Source organism: Yersinia pekkanenii (genome assembly GCF_001152565.1).
In the GTDB taxonomy this organism is placed as follows: Bacteria; Pseudomonadota; Gammaproteobacteria; order Enterobacterales; family Enterobacteriaceae; genus Yersinia; species Yersinia pekkanenii.
Genome location: NZ_CQAZ01000013.1, coordinates 82,906 through 101,504, shown reverse-complemented (window position 1 = coordinate 101,504; position 18,599 = coordinate 82,906). Strand labels below are relative to the sequence as shown.

Sequence of the window (18,599 nt, the reverse complement as noted above, 5' to 3'; positions counted from 1 at the left end):
GGTATTTGTTATCAGGAGATCAGAGACAGAGTCTGCTGTTTCTCAGCTTGTGCTGCTGCCAGCCATGCGGCAACGCGCTGTTTCTGCGCGTCATCCAGAGTCATACCTAACTTGGTACGACGCCAAATAGCATCATCCAGCTCAACCACCCACTCTTTCTCAACCAGATAGCGCAGTTCGGCTTCATACAGACCATGGCCGAAGTGTTCGCCCAGGCTTTCGAGGCTGGTGGCATCGGCCAAAATCAGCTCGCTATGGCTACCATAGGTGCGGGTATAGCGACGGGCTAGCCCTTCAGGTAACCAGTTATAGCGGTGGCGCAACTGCACGGTATAACTATCGCGGTTGCCGCCAATATCGCCACCCGGTAACGCGCCGGTTTTAGTCCACGCCGGGCCGACATTTGGATAATAACCAGACAGTTTTTCCAGTGCGTGTTCTGCCAGCTTACGATAAGTGGTCAGTTTGCCGCCAAATACCGATAGCAGAGGGGCTTTGCCGCCTTCATCAGCCACATCCAGCGTGTAATCGCGGGTGACGGCTTGCGGTGAATCTGATTCATCGTCACACAGTGGACGCACACCCGAGTAGGTCCAGACAATATCATCGCGGCCCAACTGCTTTTTAAAGTGGTCGTTATAGACCTTCAGCAGGTAATCAATTTCCTGGTCATCGATTTTCACATCTTGCGGATCGCCGTGGTATTCCACGTCAGTGGTGCCGATGATGGAATATTCATCCAGCCACGGAATAACAAAGACAATACGATGATCTTCATTTTGCAGAATATAGGCTTGCGGTTGGTCATGAACCCGTGGAACCACAATATGACTGCCTTTTATCAAGCGGATCCCATAAGGGGATTTGAGTTTCAAACCTTCATCGAAGAACTGTTTAACCCATGGGCCAGTGGCATTCACCAAGCCTTTGGCTCGCCAGGTAAAGGTCTTGCCGGTATTGACATCAACAGCTTCCACCATCCACAGACCTTGCTCACGCCATGCGCGGGTCACTTTGGTACGGGTTCGGACTTCGCCACCCCGTTCGACCACTTCTTGAGCATTCAATACCACCAGGCGGGCATCATCTACCCAGCAGTCAGAATATTCGAAACCGCGCACTAACTCTGGTTTCAATACTGACTCTGGGCCAAAACGCAGCCCTTTACTGGCGGGCAGGCTGGTACGTTTGCCTAAGTGATCGTAGAGGAACAAGCCGGTACGAATCATCCATGCCGGGCGCAGATGGGGTTGATGAGGCAGACGAAAACGCATTGGGAACGCGATATGTGGTGCCAATCGCAGTAAAACTTCCCGTTCGGCCAGCGCTTCACTTACTAACCGGAATTCATAGTGTTCCAGGTAGCGCAGGCCACCGTGGATAAGTTTGGAGCTGGCGGAAGACGTAGCACAGGCCAAGTCTTGTGCTTCCAGCAGCAGAACCGACAGGCCACGCCCTGCCGCATCTGCAGCGATACCGGCACCGTTGATACCGCCACCGATCACGATCAAGTCTTTGGTTTCCATGCTTTCGTCCTCCAGATGTTCGAAACAGCTCTTTAATCTTCGTTTTCGCTCATGATTGTAATCAAAAACCAACAAATAAGCCAAGAGTTAACCAAAAAAAAACATTTATGCGTGATGGAGGTAACGGTTTTGTTATTGATATGTAGTGGGGAAGATGGGTTTGGGTTTGGTGATCAGTTCGGTTGACATGAGTTCAGTGATTAGCTTATCTCCGTAGCCTCAACCGCCAAGGGGGTCACAAGCGCGTGACCCCCTTGGAACCCCTGCGCTTACGCACGTATCGCTAGCCTGCTTTGCAGGTACCCTCGGATCATCATTACGCTGGCGGGACGGCTTTACGCGGGTCCCTCCGCGTGACGCCTAAATCCGCCGTCCATGGCGGATTTCCTTGGCTACATTCTTCACTCGGCTGCTCAAATGTGCTTTTAAAGGTCAAAAGATAAATTCAAAAACCTAAAGTGATGGTTTTGATGTTGAGCGCAATCAGGAATATTGCCGACAAGGAATGAGGGTAGAGTGAGCGGGCATGGACGCCCGCGAAAAGCGCGCTTGAGCAGGAGCGAATCGCGCTGGCTCGATAAGGCCAACGGCTGCCAGAGGGAACTGCGAATAGCCGTAATATTTCGCGCAAGCGCGGGATTGCATAAGGGGCCACGCTTATGGCCCCTTTGCCGGTTGGTTCATCAGAGGTTAACTTAGCAGCTCTAACAACCGAACCGGATCACCAAAACTAAAACCTCAACACAACTCCAATTGAACCTCATGTTGCTCAATAATCTTCATTATACTGGCAGGTGGCATCTGATCAGTAAACAGGTAATCAATCAGGTTCATATTGCCCAAATTCACCATCGCATTACGGCCAAATTTGGAATGGTCGGTTACCAGCATCACGCAACGAGAGTTCTCGATAATTGCCCGTTTGGTACGCACTTCATGGTAATCAAACTCCAGCAGGGAGCCATCCATATCGATACCACTGATACCGAGGATGCCGTAATCAAGACGGAACTGAGAAATGAAATCTAGCGTGGCTTCACCGATGATTCCACCATCACGGGTGCGAACTTCACCACCGGCCAGAATCAGCCGGAAATCTTCTTTGGCTGTGAGCAGTGTCGCCACGTTTAGATTGTTAGTTACCACCCGCAGACCTTTGTGGTTCATCAGAGCATGAGCCACCGCTTCTGGCGTGGTACCGATATCGATAAATAATGTCGCGCCATCGGGGATCTGACTGGCAACGCGTTGGGCAATACGGGCTTTTTCTTCCGACCACATTACTTTACGATCGTTATAGGCCGCATTAACTGAACTGGACGGCAGCGCCGCACCACCATGATGACGGTGAATTTTGCTCTGGTCCGCCAAATCATTCAAATCACGTCGAATGGTCTGGGGGCTAACAGCAAAATGTTCTACTAACTCTTCAGTGCTGACGTAACCCTGTTGGCGTACCAGCTCAATAATCGCATCATGCCGCTGCGTTTGCTTCACGATAATCCCCTAATGCGCCTGGTTGTTCCAGGCAGTTATTGTGTGGTTCTTACGCTGTTGCGTGTATCCCAAAATGCCATTAATAACCCAATAATCAAACCTGAGACATGAGCTGCATTAGCAATCGACAAACCTAAAATATCGAAATATCCGGCAACCAGCCAGAGAACAGAAAAGGCCATCAAACCGCGGGGCAGCGAGATACCACGCTCGGGTGCGCGTTCGCCAGTCAGCCAGACATAACCCATTAAGGCATATACCACGCCAGAAAGACCGCCAAAATTCACGCCGCTAAACAGCGATTGCCCCCAGCCACTGAATAAGGCCGAAACAACGGTTAATACTAGCAATTTACCCGTGCCGAGCCGTTTCTCCATTTGCCCAGCCAGATACCACCACCACATCAGGTTAAACAGGATATGCAACAGTGAAAAGTGTAGTAACGCATGGCTGACCCAACGCCAGATTTGCAGGTACTGGCTCTCGTCGCGGGGCCAGGCAAGCCAGGACATCACTGCCACATCGCCAACGATTTGCATCAAAATATAGATAGCGATGCACAGCACCATGACGCTCAGAGTCAGTGGCCCGGCCTGGCTGCGCAGTGTTTGGAGGTAGGGAAAGCGCTGATAGGAAAAATTAGCATGCAGATTGCCAGATTGCCAACTGGCCGCCTGATAGCGCGGATTGAGGGGATCGAGTAAAAACTGCTCCAGCTCATGTTGTACTTGAGGCAGTTGCTCGTCATCGGCGAGCCAAATCTCAGCACCTTGGCTATCCGGTCTCACTTCCAGTGCCACATTATGGGTGGCCATATAATCAACAAAGGCCTGCGCCAGACGTAGATTAGAGATTGCTATTACACGAACCATATTTATACCCTTCATCTTTCAAGTTGCCGCTATGTTGGCTGCTCTCGCTCACCCGGATCACTGACTTGAGTCAGCTCATCGGGACTCTCTCCCTTGCCGCCTTCCTGCCTCTTGAAATCTATTGGGTATCACGAGTTTTTAATTAACGTGCTTAAAAATATCACAATCTGGATAGTATTGGCTAACCGGCGCGCAGCACCTCTTGCGGATAATGTCTGGCCCAGGCTTCAAAACCACCATCAATGCTGTAAACCGCCTCAAAACCTTGCTGGAGCAAATACTGCGCCGCGCCTTTGCTGCTGTTACCGTGGTAGCACATGACCATCACCGGTTGTTCAAAATCAGTTTGTTGCATAAAGGTATGCAGGCTGTCATTGGTCAAATGGAACGCCTCTGGTGCATGAGCCGCTTCATAACTTTGTGGATCTCGGATATCAACCAAAACCGTTTTGCTTTCTTTCAGGCGAGTATAAGCCTGCTCGATACTGATTGTTTCAAACTGTTCCATACGACTGTCTGCCTTACAACGTGAGTTCGGGGGAATAAAAATTCAGATTCGTGATTATAATCATTTTTTACCTGACAAAGACCAGACAGTATGTAATGTTATTTTGTACGGTAGGGTACTTTCAATTAGGGTAACCACCGCGTTGACGCCGTTATAGGTTGAATATTAAACATATCCCATCATTTGTAATAAACGCTGCGCCTGTTGTACTGCTTCCTGCCGGTGGGCGACGCCGAGTTTTTGATACAAATTACGGATATGAGTTTTAATGGTGGTGGCCGCGACCTCCAGCTCACCGGCTATTTGATCATTACTGTAGCCAGAATAAATCAGCCCTAAAACCTGCCATTCACGTTGCGTTAACGGGCTGGTGCGGATCAGTTCAGGCACTTGCGGGTGGGTCAGCAGTTTATCGACGAATATCTCATCGAAATGGGCGAATTTGTGCCGATGGTGCTGGTTAATATCTTTGAGGATCCGCTGAGCACGATGCTGTTCTAATTCAGGTAGCGCATTAAGTTGAATCAGTTGGCGCAACTGCTGTGCCATCGCCTCACCTTCGATTACGAAATGGCTGATAAAACCGGTGCGATTGGCTAACGACAGCGATTCAATCAGCGCTTTCTGCGCCTCGCTTTTACGCTCGGTTTGCCAGTAAAGAGTATTACTTAACAACAGATTACGATTAAGATCGCTGGTTAAACGCAAGCGGCGGGCATTCTCATTAAGCTCGTCCAATACCACTTCCGCTTCATTAAAGCGCCCTAACATAATCTGTATTCGGGCAATATTGCGCCACTGACCCTGTAAGAAGTGGTTATCGGCCATCCCCGGTTTTTCTGCCTGACGCAGCCAATTTGCGGCGGCGACTTTATCTCCGGTCATCTGCCAGTGAATAACCCGTGGCTTATCAGCATTGGTTATCCAGTCGAGATGATATTGGCTGCCGTGTTGCAGGGCCTCGCAACGCTGAATATACATATTGGCGTTATCCAGATCCCCACGTGCCAGTGAGCATTTTGCCAGCATCGCCAGACACTGTAATTGCTGCTGTGGCTGGTAGTTGACCAGGATTTCGATACCTTTACGTGCCGCTTCTTCTGCTTCATCCAGCCGTGACCACGACCATAAAATCTGAGAGCGAATACGCAGTAGGAATTCATGCATCGGCAACTGTTCAAGATGCTGTTCATGAACCAATTCAAAGGCTTTATCTTGCGTTTCATAGGCCGCTTGTAGGAAACCCTGCGCAATCAGAATTTCGCTCTGTTGCAATAACGCCCATAAAGCACAATGATAGGCTTCGTGACGGCGCGCCATTTGCTCGGTTTGCTGCATCATTGGCAGCGCACGGCTCAGTTCCCCTTTGCAATGATGCACTTCACCGGTGACTGACGTTGCCACAATACGGCTGTAAAAGTTCGCCATTGGTAAGTATTTCAGGGCATCGGTTGCCAGTTTTTCGGCTTCATCCGGCTTACCGGCATTGATAGCCACCTGAGCACGCAGTGCATTGAATTCTGCCCGCAAAATTTCATTAATAGGAATTTTACGTTCCTGCATCGCCATTTCGGCCCGTTCGAGCAGAGTATTGACCTCACCATAGCGGTGTTGGCTCTGTGCCAGCCAGGCTTGCAGCAGTGCCAGCTCTGGATTTTGGACTAATAACGCATAGGGCAGGGCCACCAGACATTGCTCCAGTAGCGCCAACTCACTGTGGTTAAACAGCGTCCAGGCATGTTGCAGCAAAATATCGCGTAGCATACCGACGTCACCCGCCGCCAAAGCGTGGTGGATAGCTTCCGCCGGGTAACCCAGTGCCATCCAGCCCTCAGCCGCCGCGTGATGCAGTTCCGGCAGCTCCAGCGCTAATTCCCACTGGCAGCGTTGGCGCAGAAAAGTGGCAAATAAGGGATGGAAACAGAACCATTCACCGGTGTCATCCATGCGGTGAATAAATAGCCCTTGCCGCTCTAACTCCTCCAACCGCTGCTGGCCGTTATCTTCACCGGTCAGACGCACAATCAGGGCGTCATTCATGGATCGTAATACCGAGCAGCGCAGCAGGAAGGCGCGGGCATTGCTATCAACCTGATCTAATACTTCATCCACCAGATAGTCTGATAAATGACTGGCATTCAACCCGGCCAGACGTTTTGCTGATTTTTGTGCTGAGGAATTTGGCTGACGCGATGACAGTGCGATCAGTTGCAATGCAGTGGCCCAGCCTTCAACCTCATCACACAGGCGGCTGCTATCACCTTGTTCCAATGGTACGGACAAACGACAATCGAAGAATTGCTGAGCTTCCTGATGATTAAACGCCAATTGCTGCATCCCTAACTCCAGCAACTGGTCACGTACCCGTAAGTTAGCGATACCTAATGGTGGCAAAGTACGGGACAGCAGGATCAGGGTCAGATTTTCTGGCTGATGGCGCAGAAAGAAACGCATGGCTTCATGAATAGCGTCATTGGTAATCAGATGATAATCATCGATAACCAGATAGAGTGGGCCGTCCCAATCGGACAGTTCGATAAATAATTGCGCGAACAGCGCTGGAAGATTGGCGTATTGATGCTTTTGGCTGAGAGCTTCACTTTTACTGCAATGGCCACCGGTCGCTAACTGTACTGCCGCGATCAGATAGGTGGCAAAACGCTCGGTCTGATTGTCACTTTCATCCAGAGAATACCAACCAAGACTGGATTGGTCGGCTGCCCATTGGGCGATTAACGTGGTTTTACCGTACCCAGCTGGGCAATTTATTAATGTCAGACGATAATTCGCCACACCAGATAATTTCACCAGTAGGCGGTCGCGTATCACGGTATTTTGCAGCCGTACCGGGCGGCTTAATTTTGATGGGATCAGCATGCTGTGTCCGGTTTAAAAAATATCCGGTTAGAAGAATTCCCTGCGGCTAACATATCCATTGGTAAAGAGTCGTTACAGGCATTCATAAGAGTAATTATTTTTAGCCTCGTAATTAATCATCGCTGCTAAGGTCTGATAACCGCCATACTATTGCAATAGTGTTAATGTTTCATGTGGCTGTAAGTTGCACCCGATCACAATTTTAGCTACGCCCTGCGACTCATCCCCAGCTAATCCCCCGGCAGGATGATGCTCTTGTCAGTTCTCATTGGCAGGATAAGGGTAAAATTACCCAACTGACAGGATAGAGACCTCCCTATGTCACAGCCTATGCTTAAAAAGGACGATTTCCTGGCCGCACTGACCCGCCAGTGGCAGCGCTTTGGCCTAACTTCCGCTCAACAAATGACTCAACACCAGTGGTGGGAAGCGGTTAGCGCGGCGTTAGCCGAACAGTTGTCTGCGCAACCGGCAGCGGGTAAAACCCAAAAAGTACAGCGTCATGTTAATTACATTTCGATGGAGTTTTTAATCGGCCGATTAACGGCAAATAACCTGATTAACCTGGGTTGGTATGACAAGGTAGCGGCGTTGCTGGCAGAGCAGCAGATTAACCTAAGTGACTTACTGGAGCAGGAAACCGATCCCGCACTGGGCAATGGTGGGCTTGGGCGTTTGGCGGCCTGTTTCCTTGATTCTATGGCAACGGTTGAGCAGCCCGCCACCGGTTATGGGCTGAACTATCAATATGGCCTGTTTCGGCAATCTTTCAGTGAATGCAAGCAGCAGGAAGCACCGGACAATTGGCAGCGCGAAAGCTACCCATGGTTTCGCCACAATGCGGCACTGGCGGTTGATGTCGGCTTTGGTGGCAAGCTAGAGAAGCAAGCTGATGGCCGTCAGTTATGGCGTCCGGCGTTCACCTTGCGCGGCGAAGCCTGGGATTTACCGGTATTGGGTTTTCGTAATGGGGTAACACAACCCTTGCGGCTATGGCAGGCAACTCATCAGCATCCATTTGATTTAACTAACTTTAATGACGGTAAGTTCCTGCTTGCAGAACAAAACGGCGTTGAAGCAGAAAAACTGACTAAAGTGTTGTATCCGAACGATAACCATCTGGCCGGTAAACGTCTGCGCCTGATGCAACAATATTTCCAATGTGCCTGTTCGGTCGCCGATATTTTACGTAAGCACCATCTGGCTGGCCGTAAAGTGGCCGAATTGCCAGATTATGAAGTGATTCAACTGAATGATACCCATCCGACTATCGCCATTCCTGAAATGCTGCGAGTGTTGTTGGATGAGCATCAGCTAAGTTGGGATGCCGCGTGGGCAATTACCAGCAAAACCTTTGCTTACACCAACCACACCTTGATGCCAGAAGCGCTTGAGTGTTGGGATGAAAAATTGGTGCGTAGCCTGTTGCCGCGTCATTTTGTCATCATCAAACAGATCAATACCCAGTTTAAAAAAGTAGTTGATAAACAATGGCCAGGGGATGACGCGGTGTGGGCCAAGCTGGCGGTTCATCACAATAAACAGGTACGCATGGCCAATCTGTGTGTGGTGAGCGGCTTTGCCGTCAATGGTGTGGCGCAGTTGCACTCGGATCTGGTTATCAACGATTTGTTCCCAGAATACTATCAATTATGGCCAAATAAATTCCACAACGTTACCAATGGTATTACGCCGCGTCGTTGGTTGAAGCAATGTAACCCAGCGTTATCCAGTCTGATTGATGAAACGCTGAAGGTAGAGTGGGCCAATGATCTGGATGCATTAGCCAGGCTAGAGCCTTATGCCGAAGATAAGACTTTCCGCAACCGCTATCAGCAGATCAAATATGACAATAAAGTTAAGTTAGCTGAATACGTTAAACGCACTATGGGGCTGGTGATTAATCCGGATGCCATCTTCGATGTGCAGATTAAGCGGTTGCATGAATACAAGCGCCAGCATTTGAATCTGTTGCATATTTTATCACTGTATCGCCAGATCCGTGACAACCCAGCATTGGATATTGCACCGCGCGTATTCTTGTTTGGCGCCAAAGCGGCACCTGGTTACTATTTAGCCAAAAACATTATTTATGCGATCAATCAGGTAGCTGACAAGATCAATAATGATCCGATGGTTAAAGATCGGCTGAAAGTAGTCTTTATCCCGGATTATCGTGTTTCAGTGGCGGAGCTGATGATCCCCGCAGCGGATATCTCTGAGCAGATTTCAACTGCCGGTAAAGAGGCTTCCGGTACGGGTAATATGAAACTGGCACTGAACGGTGCTTTGACGGTTGGTACGCTGGACGGTGCTAATGTTGAGATTGCCGAGCAAGTGGGTGACGAGAATATCTTTATTTTTGGCAATACCGCTCCGCAAGTAAAAGCTATTTTGGCTAAAGGTTATAAGCCACAGAAATATCTGAAAGCTGACGCACATCTGAACAGTATTCTGGACGAATTGGCCAGTGGTGCATTCAGCCAAGGTGATAAGCACGCATTTGACATGATGTTGCATAGCCTGGTGGAAGGGGGCGACCCTTATCTGGTACTGGCTGATTTTGCCTCATATTGTCAGGCACAGAAGCAAATTGACACCTTGTACCGCGATAAGGATGAATGGACCCGCCGTACCATTCTTAACACTGCTCGGGTAGGGATGTTCAGTTCTGACCGCTCGATTCGCGATTATCAATTGCGCATCTGGCAAGCCAAACGTTAAGGAGAAGACTGCATGGATCGTAAATCGCTCGATCAAGCAGCGACACTGGCAGGGATAGCCGCCAGCTATATTAATGCTCATGGCAAGCCGCAGGCTATTTTACCGGAAACCAAGCAGCAGTTGTTGGCGGCAATGGGGCGCACTCATGTGCCTCAGGACACCCAGGCAGGAAATGCCCCATTACCCGTGGTGAAAGTATTTACTTTTGGCAGCCCGATGCAATTGCCAATGGCCGGTTCTGGTGATTATCACTGGCAATTACAGACCGAAAAAGGTGAGCTGCATCAAGGGCGTATCAGTGCGAAAAAAACGCTGACATTACCGGCTTCGCTGCCGCAGGGTTATCACCGTTTGATTATGGATCAAGGCTTACAACAGTGGCAGTGCTCGGTTATTGTGGCACCGAAACGTTGCTATGAGCCGGATGCATTGTTAGCGGGGAAAAAACTTTGGGGCGCTTGTGTACAACTGTATACCCTGCGTTCCGAACGTAACTGGGGTATCGGTGATTTTGGCGACTTGAATCAGATGCTAGGGCAGGTAGGGGAACGCGGTGGGGCCTTTATCGGTCTTAACCCAATCCATGCGTTGTATCCGGCAAATCCACAAAGTGCCAGCCCTTACAGCCCCTCATCAAGGCGCTGGCTGAATGTGATTTATATCGACGTAAACAGCGTGGATGAATTTCAGCACAGCGAAGCGGCCCAGACCTGGTGGCATCAGCCCGAAACCCAGCGTGCGCTGGCGGCAAGTCGGGCCAGCGAATGGGTTGATTATCCGCAAGTTATGCAGCTTAAACTGACTGCCTTGCGTTTGGCGTTTCCCCTGTTTACCGCCCGTAAAGCAAAAGATGCGCGGGTGCAGGCATTCCACCAGTTTGTTGAGCAAGGTGGTCGCAGCCTACATCAACAAGCTGCTTTTGATGCCTTACATACCCATTTGAGTGAAAATGACCCGATGATGTGGGGTTGGCCGGTGTGGCCAGCAGAATATCGTGATGGGCATAGCAGTGCGGTGGTTGATTTTTGCCGTGAGCACGCGAGTGACGTGATTTTCTATCTGTGGTTGCAGTGGCTGGCCGCTTGTCAGTTTGATGACTGTTTCCGCGCCAGCCAAACGCGAAAAATGCCGATTGGCCTGTACCGTGATTTAGCGGTGGGCGTGGCGGAAGGGGGGGCTGAAACATGGTGTGACCGCGAGTTATATTGCCTGAAAGCCTCGGTGGGTGCGCCGCCCGATATTTTAGGGCCACTGGGTCAGAACTGGGGGTTGCCACCAATGGACCCACACGTGATGGTCGCTCGTGCCTATCAGCCTTTTATCGATTTGCTGCGCGCCAATATGACCAGTTGTGGCGCTTTGCGTATCGACCACGTGATGGCGTTATTGCGTTTGTGGTGGATACCTTACGGGCATACCGCCGATCAAGGGGCTTATGTTAAATATCCGGTGGATGACCTACTGGCGATCTTGGCGCTGGAGAGTCAGCGTCATCACTGCATGGTTATTGGTGAGGACTTAGGCACCGTACCGGTAGAAATTGTGGGCAAATTGCGTGACAGTGGCGTGTATTCCTACAAAGTGCTCTATTTTGAGCACGACAGCGAGAATATTTTCCGGGCGCCACAGTCTTATCCGGTACAGGCGATGGCGACGATTACGACCCATGATTTGCCGACCTTACGAGGCTATTGGCAAGGCGATGATCTGACCTTGGGGAGTAAACTGGGGTTATACCCAGACCAGCAGATGTTGAAGCAGCTCTATCTTGATAGGGAGCGCGCTAAGCAAGGGTTGTTAGAAGGCTTACATCATTATGATTGTGTGCCCAAGAAGGTGGGTCACAAGGCATCATTACTGTCGATGAGCCCTGTTCTCAACCGGGGATTGCAGCGTTATGTTGCTGACAGCGCGAGTGCGTTGTTGGGGTTGCAACCGGAAGACTGGTTGGATATGGCGACCCCGGTAAACATTCCCGGTACCAGCGATGAGTATCCCAACTGGCGGCGTAAATTGTCTGCGACATTGGAAGAGATATTTGCTGACGACCAGGTTAATCGCTTGTTGAAGGATTTGGATAAGCGCCGCAAGAATGTTTCGGTGGGCTAATACCTGCACGATTCAGGTTAAGGGTAAAAAAACAAAAAAAGGGGGGATAAACCCCTCTGAATGTGATGACAAAATCAACAATTAAGTCCGTGGACCAAGGGGTAACCGCACCTAGGGGCACTCCGGTGGCTTACGCCACGGCACGTTTCCCCTTTGTTTGGCATCTGATTTTGTCAACATTAAGAAAGATATTACTCAAAGTCATTGGCGCTCCAGCAAGGCAGCAAGCGGACAAACCCCGATGAGCTGACTTGAGTCAGTGATTCGGGTGAGGGAGCGAAGCTAACACCGCTGTAGCGCCAAGGACGCAGGATAAGGTTGGTTAACCGTCTAATAGTAGCCAAAGTCATTGGTGTTACAGCAAGGCAGCAAGCGGACAAACCCCGATGAGCTGACTTGAGTCAGTGATTCGGGTGAGGGAGCGAAGCTAACACCGCTGTAGCGCCAAGGACGCAGGATAATCAGTAGTAGGAGTGCTCGCCGCGCTGATGCTCGGTCAAATCTCTCACACCCTTCAATTCTGGGAATTTCTGCAACAGTTCTTTCTCGATGCCTTCTTTCAGGGTGACATCGACCATCGAGCAACCGTTACAACCGCCACCAAATTGCAGAATAGCCAATGCATCCGGCGTGATTTCCATCAATGTTACACGGCCACCGTGGCCCGCCAATTGTGGGTTAATCTGCGATTGCAGAACATATTCCACCCGTTCCATCAGCGGCGCAGTGTCGTCCACTTTGCGCATTTTGGCATTAGGTGCTTTCAGGGTTAGCTGAGAACCTAACTGGTCAGTGACGAAATCGATTTCAGCGTCTTCCAGATACGGTTTGCTCAATTCATCAATATAGGCAGATAACTGCTCGAATTTCAGTTCGGTATCTGTTGCTTCAACCGCATCCGGTGGGCAGTAAGACACGCCGCATTCAGCGGTTGGCGTACCGGGGTTGATAACAAATACGCGGATTTGGGTGCCTTCTTCTTGATTTGCCAACAGTTTGGCAAAATGAGATTGTGCTGCGTCTGTTATTGTGATCATGGCATCTGCTCAATAGTTGACTGTTCTTGTCGGTTATAATACGCCCATTGTTAGGGTGACTACAAGGTTCGGCAGATACACCAGACCTGTAATGAAGCAATCCCCTCGGCCCATAGCAGATTGGCAATCTCATTCAGCGTACTGCCAGTAGTCACTACATCATCCAGTAGGGCAATATGTTGACCACGAATAGACTCCATGCAGCAAAAAACTCCGCGCAGATTTTTACGTCGCGCCGTGGCACCCAATTGCTGCTGAGGCGATGTCGCCCGTATGCGTTGTAAGGTCATATTGCTGTAGTGGCAACCAAGCCAGTGTGCTAATGGCCGCGCTAATAGATCTGTCTGGTTATAACCGCGCCGCCAGCAGCGCCAGCGATGTAAGGGGACACTGATGATCCTTTCCGGTTTGAGAACCTGACAGTGACGCCAGGCATCAAGCCAGCGCAGCAACAATAAACGAGCCAGTACGGAGGCCAGTTGCGCAGTGCCATTAAATTTTAGCTTTTTTATCAACCCATTCAAGGGAGGAACGTAATCACTGACAAAGATGATGCTACTCCAACGTGGCGGTTTGATAAGGCAGCGGCCACAAGGCAAAATGGTGTTGCTACAGGGCAAACCGCAGCGAGGGCAACAGTGCGGTAACTCAGGGATATGGCGGCGGCAGTAACAACAGATACCATGCCATGGATGATATAGCGGCTGCTGGCATAGCCAGCACCGGCTGACGATTGTTAGCATGTTTATCTTCCTTGAATATTCTTCGTTCTTGAAGCCACAGGGGTGTTGGCTGTGCTCACTCACCCGAATCACTTACTGATGTAAGCTCATCGGGACTCGTTCACTTGCCACCTACCTGAAACTCCAATGACTTTGGCTATATGCTCTATTTCCATAAAACAACGTTTCCACTAAACAATTGAATCCTGCAAAATGCCTGACATGGCTGTTAGCACGGATTGGTCAGGATATTAACGTATGAAACAACTTTATTGGAACACCTGCGGTGAGGGCGATTACGATCTTGTGCTACTGCACGGATGGGGGCTGAATGCCGGAGTATGGCATTGCATCATTGATCGACTCGCGCCGCATTTTCGTCTGCATTTGGTGGATCTCCCCGGTTATGGGCGCAGCAAAGATTTTGGTGCGATGACGTTGTCTGATATGGCTACAATCGTGTTGCAGCAGGCTCCGCAGCAGGCTTTATGGCTCGGTTGGTCAATGGGCGGGTTGGTGGCCAGTCAGGTAGCCTTGAGCGCTCCAGAGCGTGTCCATGGGCTGATAACTGTCTCTTCCTCTCCGTGCTTTACCGCCGATGATGAATGGCCGGGGATCAGACCGGAAGTATTAGCTGGGTTTCAACAACAGTTAAATGACGATTTCCAGCGCACCGTTGAACGTTTTCTGGCGTTGCAAACCCTAGGGACTGAAAGCGCACGGCAGGATGCCCGTTTATTGAAAGCCGTTGTGCTGCAACATCAAATGCCAGCGGTAGACGTGCTAACCGGCGGGTTGGAAATTCTGCGTACCACAGATTTACGGCAAGTTTTGGCAGATTGCACTCTGCCCTTTCTGCGTATTTATGGTTATCTGGATGGGCTGGTACCGCGCAAAGTGGCTTCGTTATTAGATAGCGGCTGGCCACAGACTCAGTCGGTGGTGATGAAGGGGGCAGCCCATGCGCCATTTGTTTCTCATCCTGATGATTTTTCAAAATTAATTCTGGATTTTTCGCAGCAGAACAAGGGGTAGCACCCGACACTCAAGGTGCTCCGACTTTATGGTTATAAATAAGATTGCTATAAATAAAAAAGCGCTAAAAAGTTAAGCCAATAGAATTTAATCGGTCATTTAATAGCTAAATATCAAATATGACTAATAATTAAGAAGGTTAAACCAGACGTGACTCAGTGGCGGTGTTAACCACCTCTTTATTTGAGTGCGTTATCTTTGGGGTTGTGAGGCTGTCATATAGCACTGCATCATATCAGCTAACTCTCTGAATTAGAAAAATATCACATTCGTTTTGCTTAACTATCTTTATACGCATTAACCATTAACTTGCGAGGTATTTGGTATGAGTTTATTGAGAAATCTGGCTGTAGCTCTGGTGGTGACTGGGGTTTCTTTCGGCGCGATGGCCGCTAAAGAAATTACTAAAGAAGAAGCGAAGAATTACGAGAAGATCGGCACAATCACAACCTCGGGTGAGGCAACCTCGCCAATGGATGTGAAGGAAGAGCTGTCAAAACTGGCAGACGAGAAGGGCGGTAAATATTATGTGATTATCGCCGAACGTGAGAAGAAGAAATTCGATGCCAATGCTGATGTCTATAAGTAAGTGAAGACATACGTTATCTGAGTTGGGTAAGAAGAGATGCCAGGTTAGGTATCTCTTCTTCATTTTTAATGATGATTTTTTAACTGATAAATGACAGTGTTACACTGACTTTTCCCTTCCGGGCAACCCTTGCAACTGCCTGTTAAGCACCCACTGTTATCCTGCTCAATACGTTCAATCTTACCCATCGCCGTTAGTTTTTCCAGCATGGCCTCAACCAAGGGTAAAGGCGTTGCCAATTGCTGACTTAGCTGGCTCGCACCAGCGCTGCCGTTGAGGGCGATTGCATCGCGTAATTGCAGCAGACTTGCCATAGCCCCTCCTTATTGATGAAAAACATCCGTTAATGGTGGTTATCGTTTAATGACAATCATTGCCAGAGTTTTGGCTACAGCAGGCCGGTGCACTGTTTTGTAATCTAACCGTGACCCGACTACGTGCACGGCGCAAACCAAATAAGATCAGTGCATTAATGATAATGACCAGCGCAATAATACTGATGCTTTGCTGTGGGTGCTGGTGGAAGGTGGCAGCCTGATAGAACAGAGTCGCCAGTGAGTATGCGACGTTCAATCCCCACAGTATTGAGAAGGTCATCCAGCCACGGCTGGTTTCTCGCGCAATGGCGCCCATGACAGAGACACAAGGTACATACAGCAATACGAAAATCAGATAACTATAAGCGGAAATACTGGAACCGAATTTGCTGCTCATCATCCCCATAGAACCGGCGGCCATTTCGCCATCACCTTTACTGGCTTCAATCGGGTTAGATAATACTCTGAGGCTAAAGGTGTCTTTCAAGCCCTGCCAGGTGGTATCGACCGCACCGGCTAATTCACTCAGTAAGTTGAAGTTTTCTGCGTCAAATGGCGCATTTTTAATCTGCTCAGCGGTATAGAGCGTATTCAATGTTCCTACCACCACTTCTTTTGCCATGGCCCCGGTCACCAACCCAACGGTTGCCTGCCAGTTATCTTCATGGACCCCCATGGGTGCCAGCAATGGCGTCAGCACTTTACTGACTGAAGCCAGCGCCGAGTCATTGATGCTATCTACCGCTTTACCGCTGAAAGAGAAACTGTTTAGGCCACCAATGAAGATACTGGCGATGACAATGACTTTCCCGGCTCGCAGTACGAAGCCTTTAAGGCGTTGCCAGGTTTGTAATAACAAGCTCTTTAGATGGGGAACATGGTAAACCGGCAGTTCCATCACAAAGGGCGAGGCTTCACCGCGCATGATGGTGTATTTCAGTACCAGCCCGGTGAGGATGGCGACGGCGATGCCCAACAGATAGAGAGAGAAAACGATACTGGCCCCGCTTTGCCCAAAGAATGCGGCGGCGAAGACGGCAAAAATAGCCAGCCGTGCGCCACAGGACATAAAGGGTGCCATCATGATGGTGATCAATCGTTCACGTTGTGCATCCAGCGTGCGTGCGCCCATGATCGAGGGCACGTTACAGCCGAAACCGACAATCAGTGGGACAAAGGATTTCCCCGGTAATCCCAGGGCCTGCATCAGCCGGTCCATCACAAACGCCGCGCGGGCCATATAGCCGGAGTCTTCTAAAAAAGAGAGGAACAGATACATCATGCCAATCTGTGGTACCAATGGCAGCACCGTGTTAATGCCGCCCCCCACGCCTTGGGCGAGGAAGATGGTCAGCCACTGCGGGAAATGCAGGGTGTAACCGACCCATTGCAGCCCCTGAATAAAGATAGCCGCCGAGCCGATATCAAAGATGGGCTGTAATGCCCCGCCGATATTGATGGCCAGTACAAACATTAAATACATAACAAACAGGAAGATAGGGACACCTAACCAACGGTTAAGGATCACTTTATCCAGCGCTTGTGTCAGGCGGTTTGGCTGCGCCTGTTGCGAGTTACCAACCGCATCGCAGATATGGGCAATACTTTGATAGCGGGCATCGGCGATCACCAGTTCCGGATCATCGTGTTGGCTTTCTCGCAGATTTTTACGTGCCAGTTCAACGATTGACGGCGCTATACCCGCGCGGACCAGGCTGTAGATATCACCTTCCAGTATTTGCAGCGCCAGCCAGCGGCGTTGCTGCACCGGCCACGATCCAGGCATGGCGTGTACCAGCTTATCCACTTCGCCAAGAAGTACGGCTGGGTAGTTCACCAAGGCTTTAAAGCTGACGGGCTGAAACTCATCAATGCTGTTTTTTAATTCATTAATCCCTTGCCCACGGGTTGATATCAGTGGAATAACCGGGCAGCCCAATTGCTGAGATAACGCATTGATATCAGTATCGATATGCTGGCTTTTGGCAATGTCCAACATATTGAGCGCGACAATACAGGGGATGCCCAGCTCGACTAATTGCAATGTCAGATAGAGATTACGTTCCAGATTTGCCGCGTCAATCACGTTAATCAGCAGGTCAGCTTCGCCGCTCAGAATGTAGTGGCAAGCAATCTGCTCATCCAGCGAAGTTTGTTCAGAAATGGTCGTCAGGGAGTAAGTCCCTGGTAGATCGACCAATGTCACCTGATGCTGTGCGGTGCTGAAGTGGCCCTCTTTGCGCTCGACAGTGACCCCGGCCCAGTTACCTACCCGCTGACGGGCACCGGTTAACTGGTTAAAAAGGGTAGTTTTACCCGCATTGGGGTTGCCGATCAGGCCGATTGTGAGTGCTTTCATGATCCAACGTGATATCAGTAAATTAAAATCAGGCTACGCAGGGTGATGTTCACACACCACCTGGTAACAAAAGTAAGATGTCTATCCTGCAATACCAAATTCCTGAGTGTTGCGCTGAAATATTATGGTTGCAGATCCAGCGTCAGCAGGTCTAAGTCTTTTTTACGGACCACCAGACTGACCCGGCGGGTTTCTATCTGGATGGGGTCACCTAATGGCGCAAGGCGAATAACATTAAATGAGGAGCCGGGTAGCATACCCAGTGACAATAATTTCTGCCGATAAGCCGGGCTGATCTCTGGTGAGAAACCAATAATTTTGTAGGAACGCTGTGGGATAAGATGCATAGCAGCCTCTCGTTATTACATTATTGGCGTACCAAAATTCAGAGTAATGTTCACTCTAAAAGGTAATGATTAAAATAATA

Annotated in this window: 14 protein-coding genes; 4 read left to right on the top strand and 10 right to left on the bottom strand. The window is 49.8% G+C overall.

What is annotated here, in order from left to right:
• Positions 1-11: 11 nt before the first annotated feature.
• The 5 genes from glpD to malT form a co-directional block, all read right to left on the bottom strand.
• Positions 12-1,526 (bottom strand): glycerol-3-phosphate dehydrogenase, encoded by a 1,515-nt coding sequence (gene glpD / locus AEP37_RS08800; protein WP_049612446.1) that lies wholly within the window; start codon positions 1,524-1,526, stop codon positions 12-14.
• 738 nt (positions 1,527-2,264) lie between these two features.
• Complete coding sequence (locus AEP37_RS08795) at positions 2,265-3,023, bottom strand: DeoR/GlpR family transcriptional regulator (RefSeq protein WP_049612444.1); 759 nt, start codon at positions 3,021-3,023, stop codon at positions 2,265-2,267.
• 35 nt (positions 3,024-3,058) lie between these two features.
• Entirely contained in the window at positions 3,059-3,895 is an 837-nt protein-coding gene (gene glpG / locus AEP37_RS08790) for a rhomboid family intramembrane serine protease GlpG (protein ID WP_049612442.1), read from the bottom strand.
• Between the two features lie 181 nt (positions 3,896-4,076).
• Positions 4,077-4,403 carry a thiosulfate sulfurtransferase GlpE gene (gene glpE, locus AEP37_RS08785; protein ID WP_049612440.1) on the bottom strand — a complete coding sequence of 109 codons (327 nt, stop codon included), beginning with the start codon at positions 4,401-4,403 and terminating at the stop codon, positions 4,077-4,079.
• A gap of 165 nt (positions 4,404-4,568) precedes the next feature.
• Positions 4,569-7,280, bottom strand: a complete 2,712-nt coding sequence (malT, locus tag AEP37_RS08780; RefSeq protein ID WP_049612437.1) for an HTH-type transcriptional regulator MalT — start codon at positions 7,278-7,280, stop codon at positions 4,569-4,571.
• Between the two features lie 318 nt (positions 7,281-7,598).
• Between malT and malP the strand changes: the two genes are divergently transcribed.
• A complete protein-coding gene (gene malP / locus AEP37_RS08775; protein WP_049612435.1) occupies positions 7,599-10,004 on the top strand; it encodes a maltodextrin phosphorylase in 2,406 nt (801 codons plus the stop codon).
• Positions 10,005-10,016: 12 nt separating this feature from the next.
• On the top strand, positions 10,017-12,113 hold the full coding sequence (gene malQ, locus AEP37_RS08770; RefSeq protein WP_049612433.1) for a 4-alpha-glucanotransferase: 2,097 nt from the start codon (positions 10,017-10,019) through the stop codon (positions 12,111-12,113).
• Positions 12,114-12,574: 461 nt separating this feature from the next.
• Here the strand turns inward: malQ and nfuA are convergent, their stop codons facing one another.
• Together nfuA and gntX are read right to left on the bottom strand one after the other, a co-directional pair.
• A complete protein-coding gene (nfuA, locus tag AEP37_RS08765; protein ID WP_004714726.1) occupies positions 12,575-13,150 on the bottom strand; it encodes a Fe-S biogenesis protein NfuA in 576 nt (191 codons plus the stop codon).
• A gap of 59 nt (positions 13,151-13,209) precedes the next feature.
• Positions 13,210-13,893, bottom strand: a complete 684-nt coding sequence (gene gntX, locus AEP37_RS08760; RefSeq protein ID WP_049612431.1) for a DNA utilization protein GntX — start codon at positions 13,891-13,893, stop codon at positions 13,210-13,212.
• Positions 13,894-14,130: 237 nt separating this feature from the next.
• Here gntX and bioH point away from each other — a divergent pair, with 237 nt between their 5' ends.
• Positions 14,131-14,907 carry a pimeloyl-ACP methyl ester esterase BioH gene (bioH, locus tag AEP37_RS08755; protein WP_049612429.1) on the top strand — a complete coding sequence of 259 codons (777 nt, stop codon included), beginning with the start codon at positions 14,131-14,133 and terminating at the stop codon, positions 14,905-14,907.
• A gap of 325 nt (positions 14,908-15,232) precedes the next feature.
• On the top strand, positions 15,233-15,496 hold the full coding sequence (locus tag AEP37_RS08750; protein ID WP_049612428.1) for a YdgH/BhsA/McbA-like domain containing protein: 264 nt from the start codon (positions 15,233-15,235) through the stop codon (positions 15,494-15,496).
• Between the two features lie 65 nt (positions 15,497-15,561).
• Here the strand turns inward: AEP37_RS08750 and AEP37_RS08745 are convergent, their stop codons facing one another.
• The 3 genes from AEP37_RS08745 to feoA form a co-directional block, all read right to left on the bottom strand.
• Complete coding sequence (locus AEP37_RS08745; protein WP_049612426.1) at positions 15,562-15,810, bottom strand: FeoC-like transcriptional regulator; 249 nt, start codon at positions 15,808-15,810, stop codon at positions 15,562-15,564.
• Between the two features lie 46 nt (positions 15,811-15,856).
• A complete protein-coding gene (feoB, locus tag AEP37_RS08740; protein WP_049612423.1) occupies positions 15,857-18,172 on the bottom strand; it encodes a Fe(2+) transporter permease subunit FeoB in 2,316 nt (771 codons plus the stop codon).
• A gap of 122 nt (positions 18,173-18,294) precedes the next feature.
• Complete coding sequence (feoA, locus tag AEP37_RS08735) at positions 18,295-18,519, bottom strand: ferrous iron transporter A (protein ID WP_049612421.1); 225 nt, start codon at positions 18,517-18,519, stop codon at positions 18,295-18,297.
• Positions 18,520-18,599 lie beyond the last annotated feature (80 nt).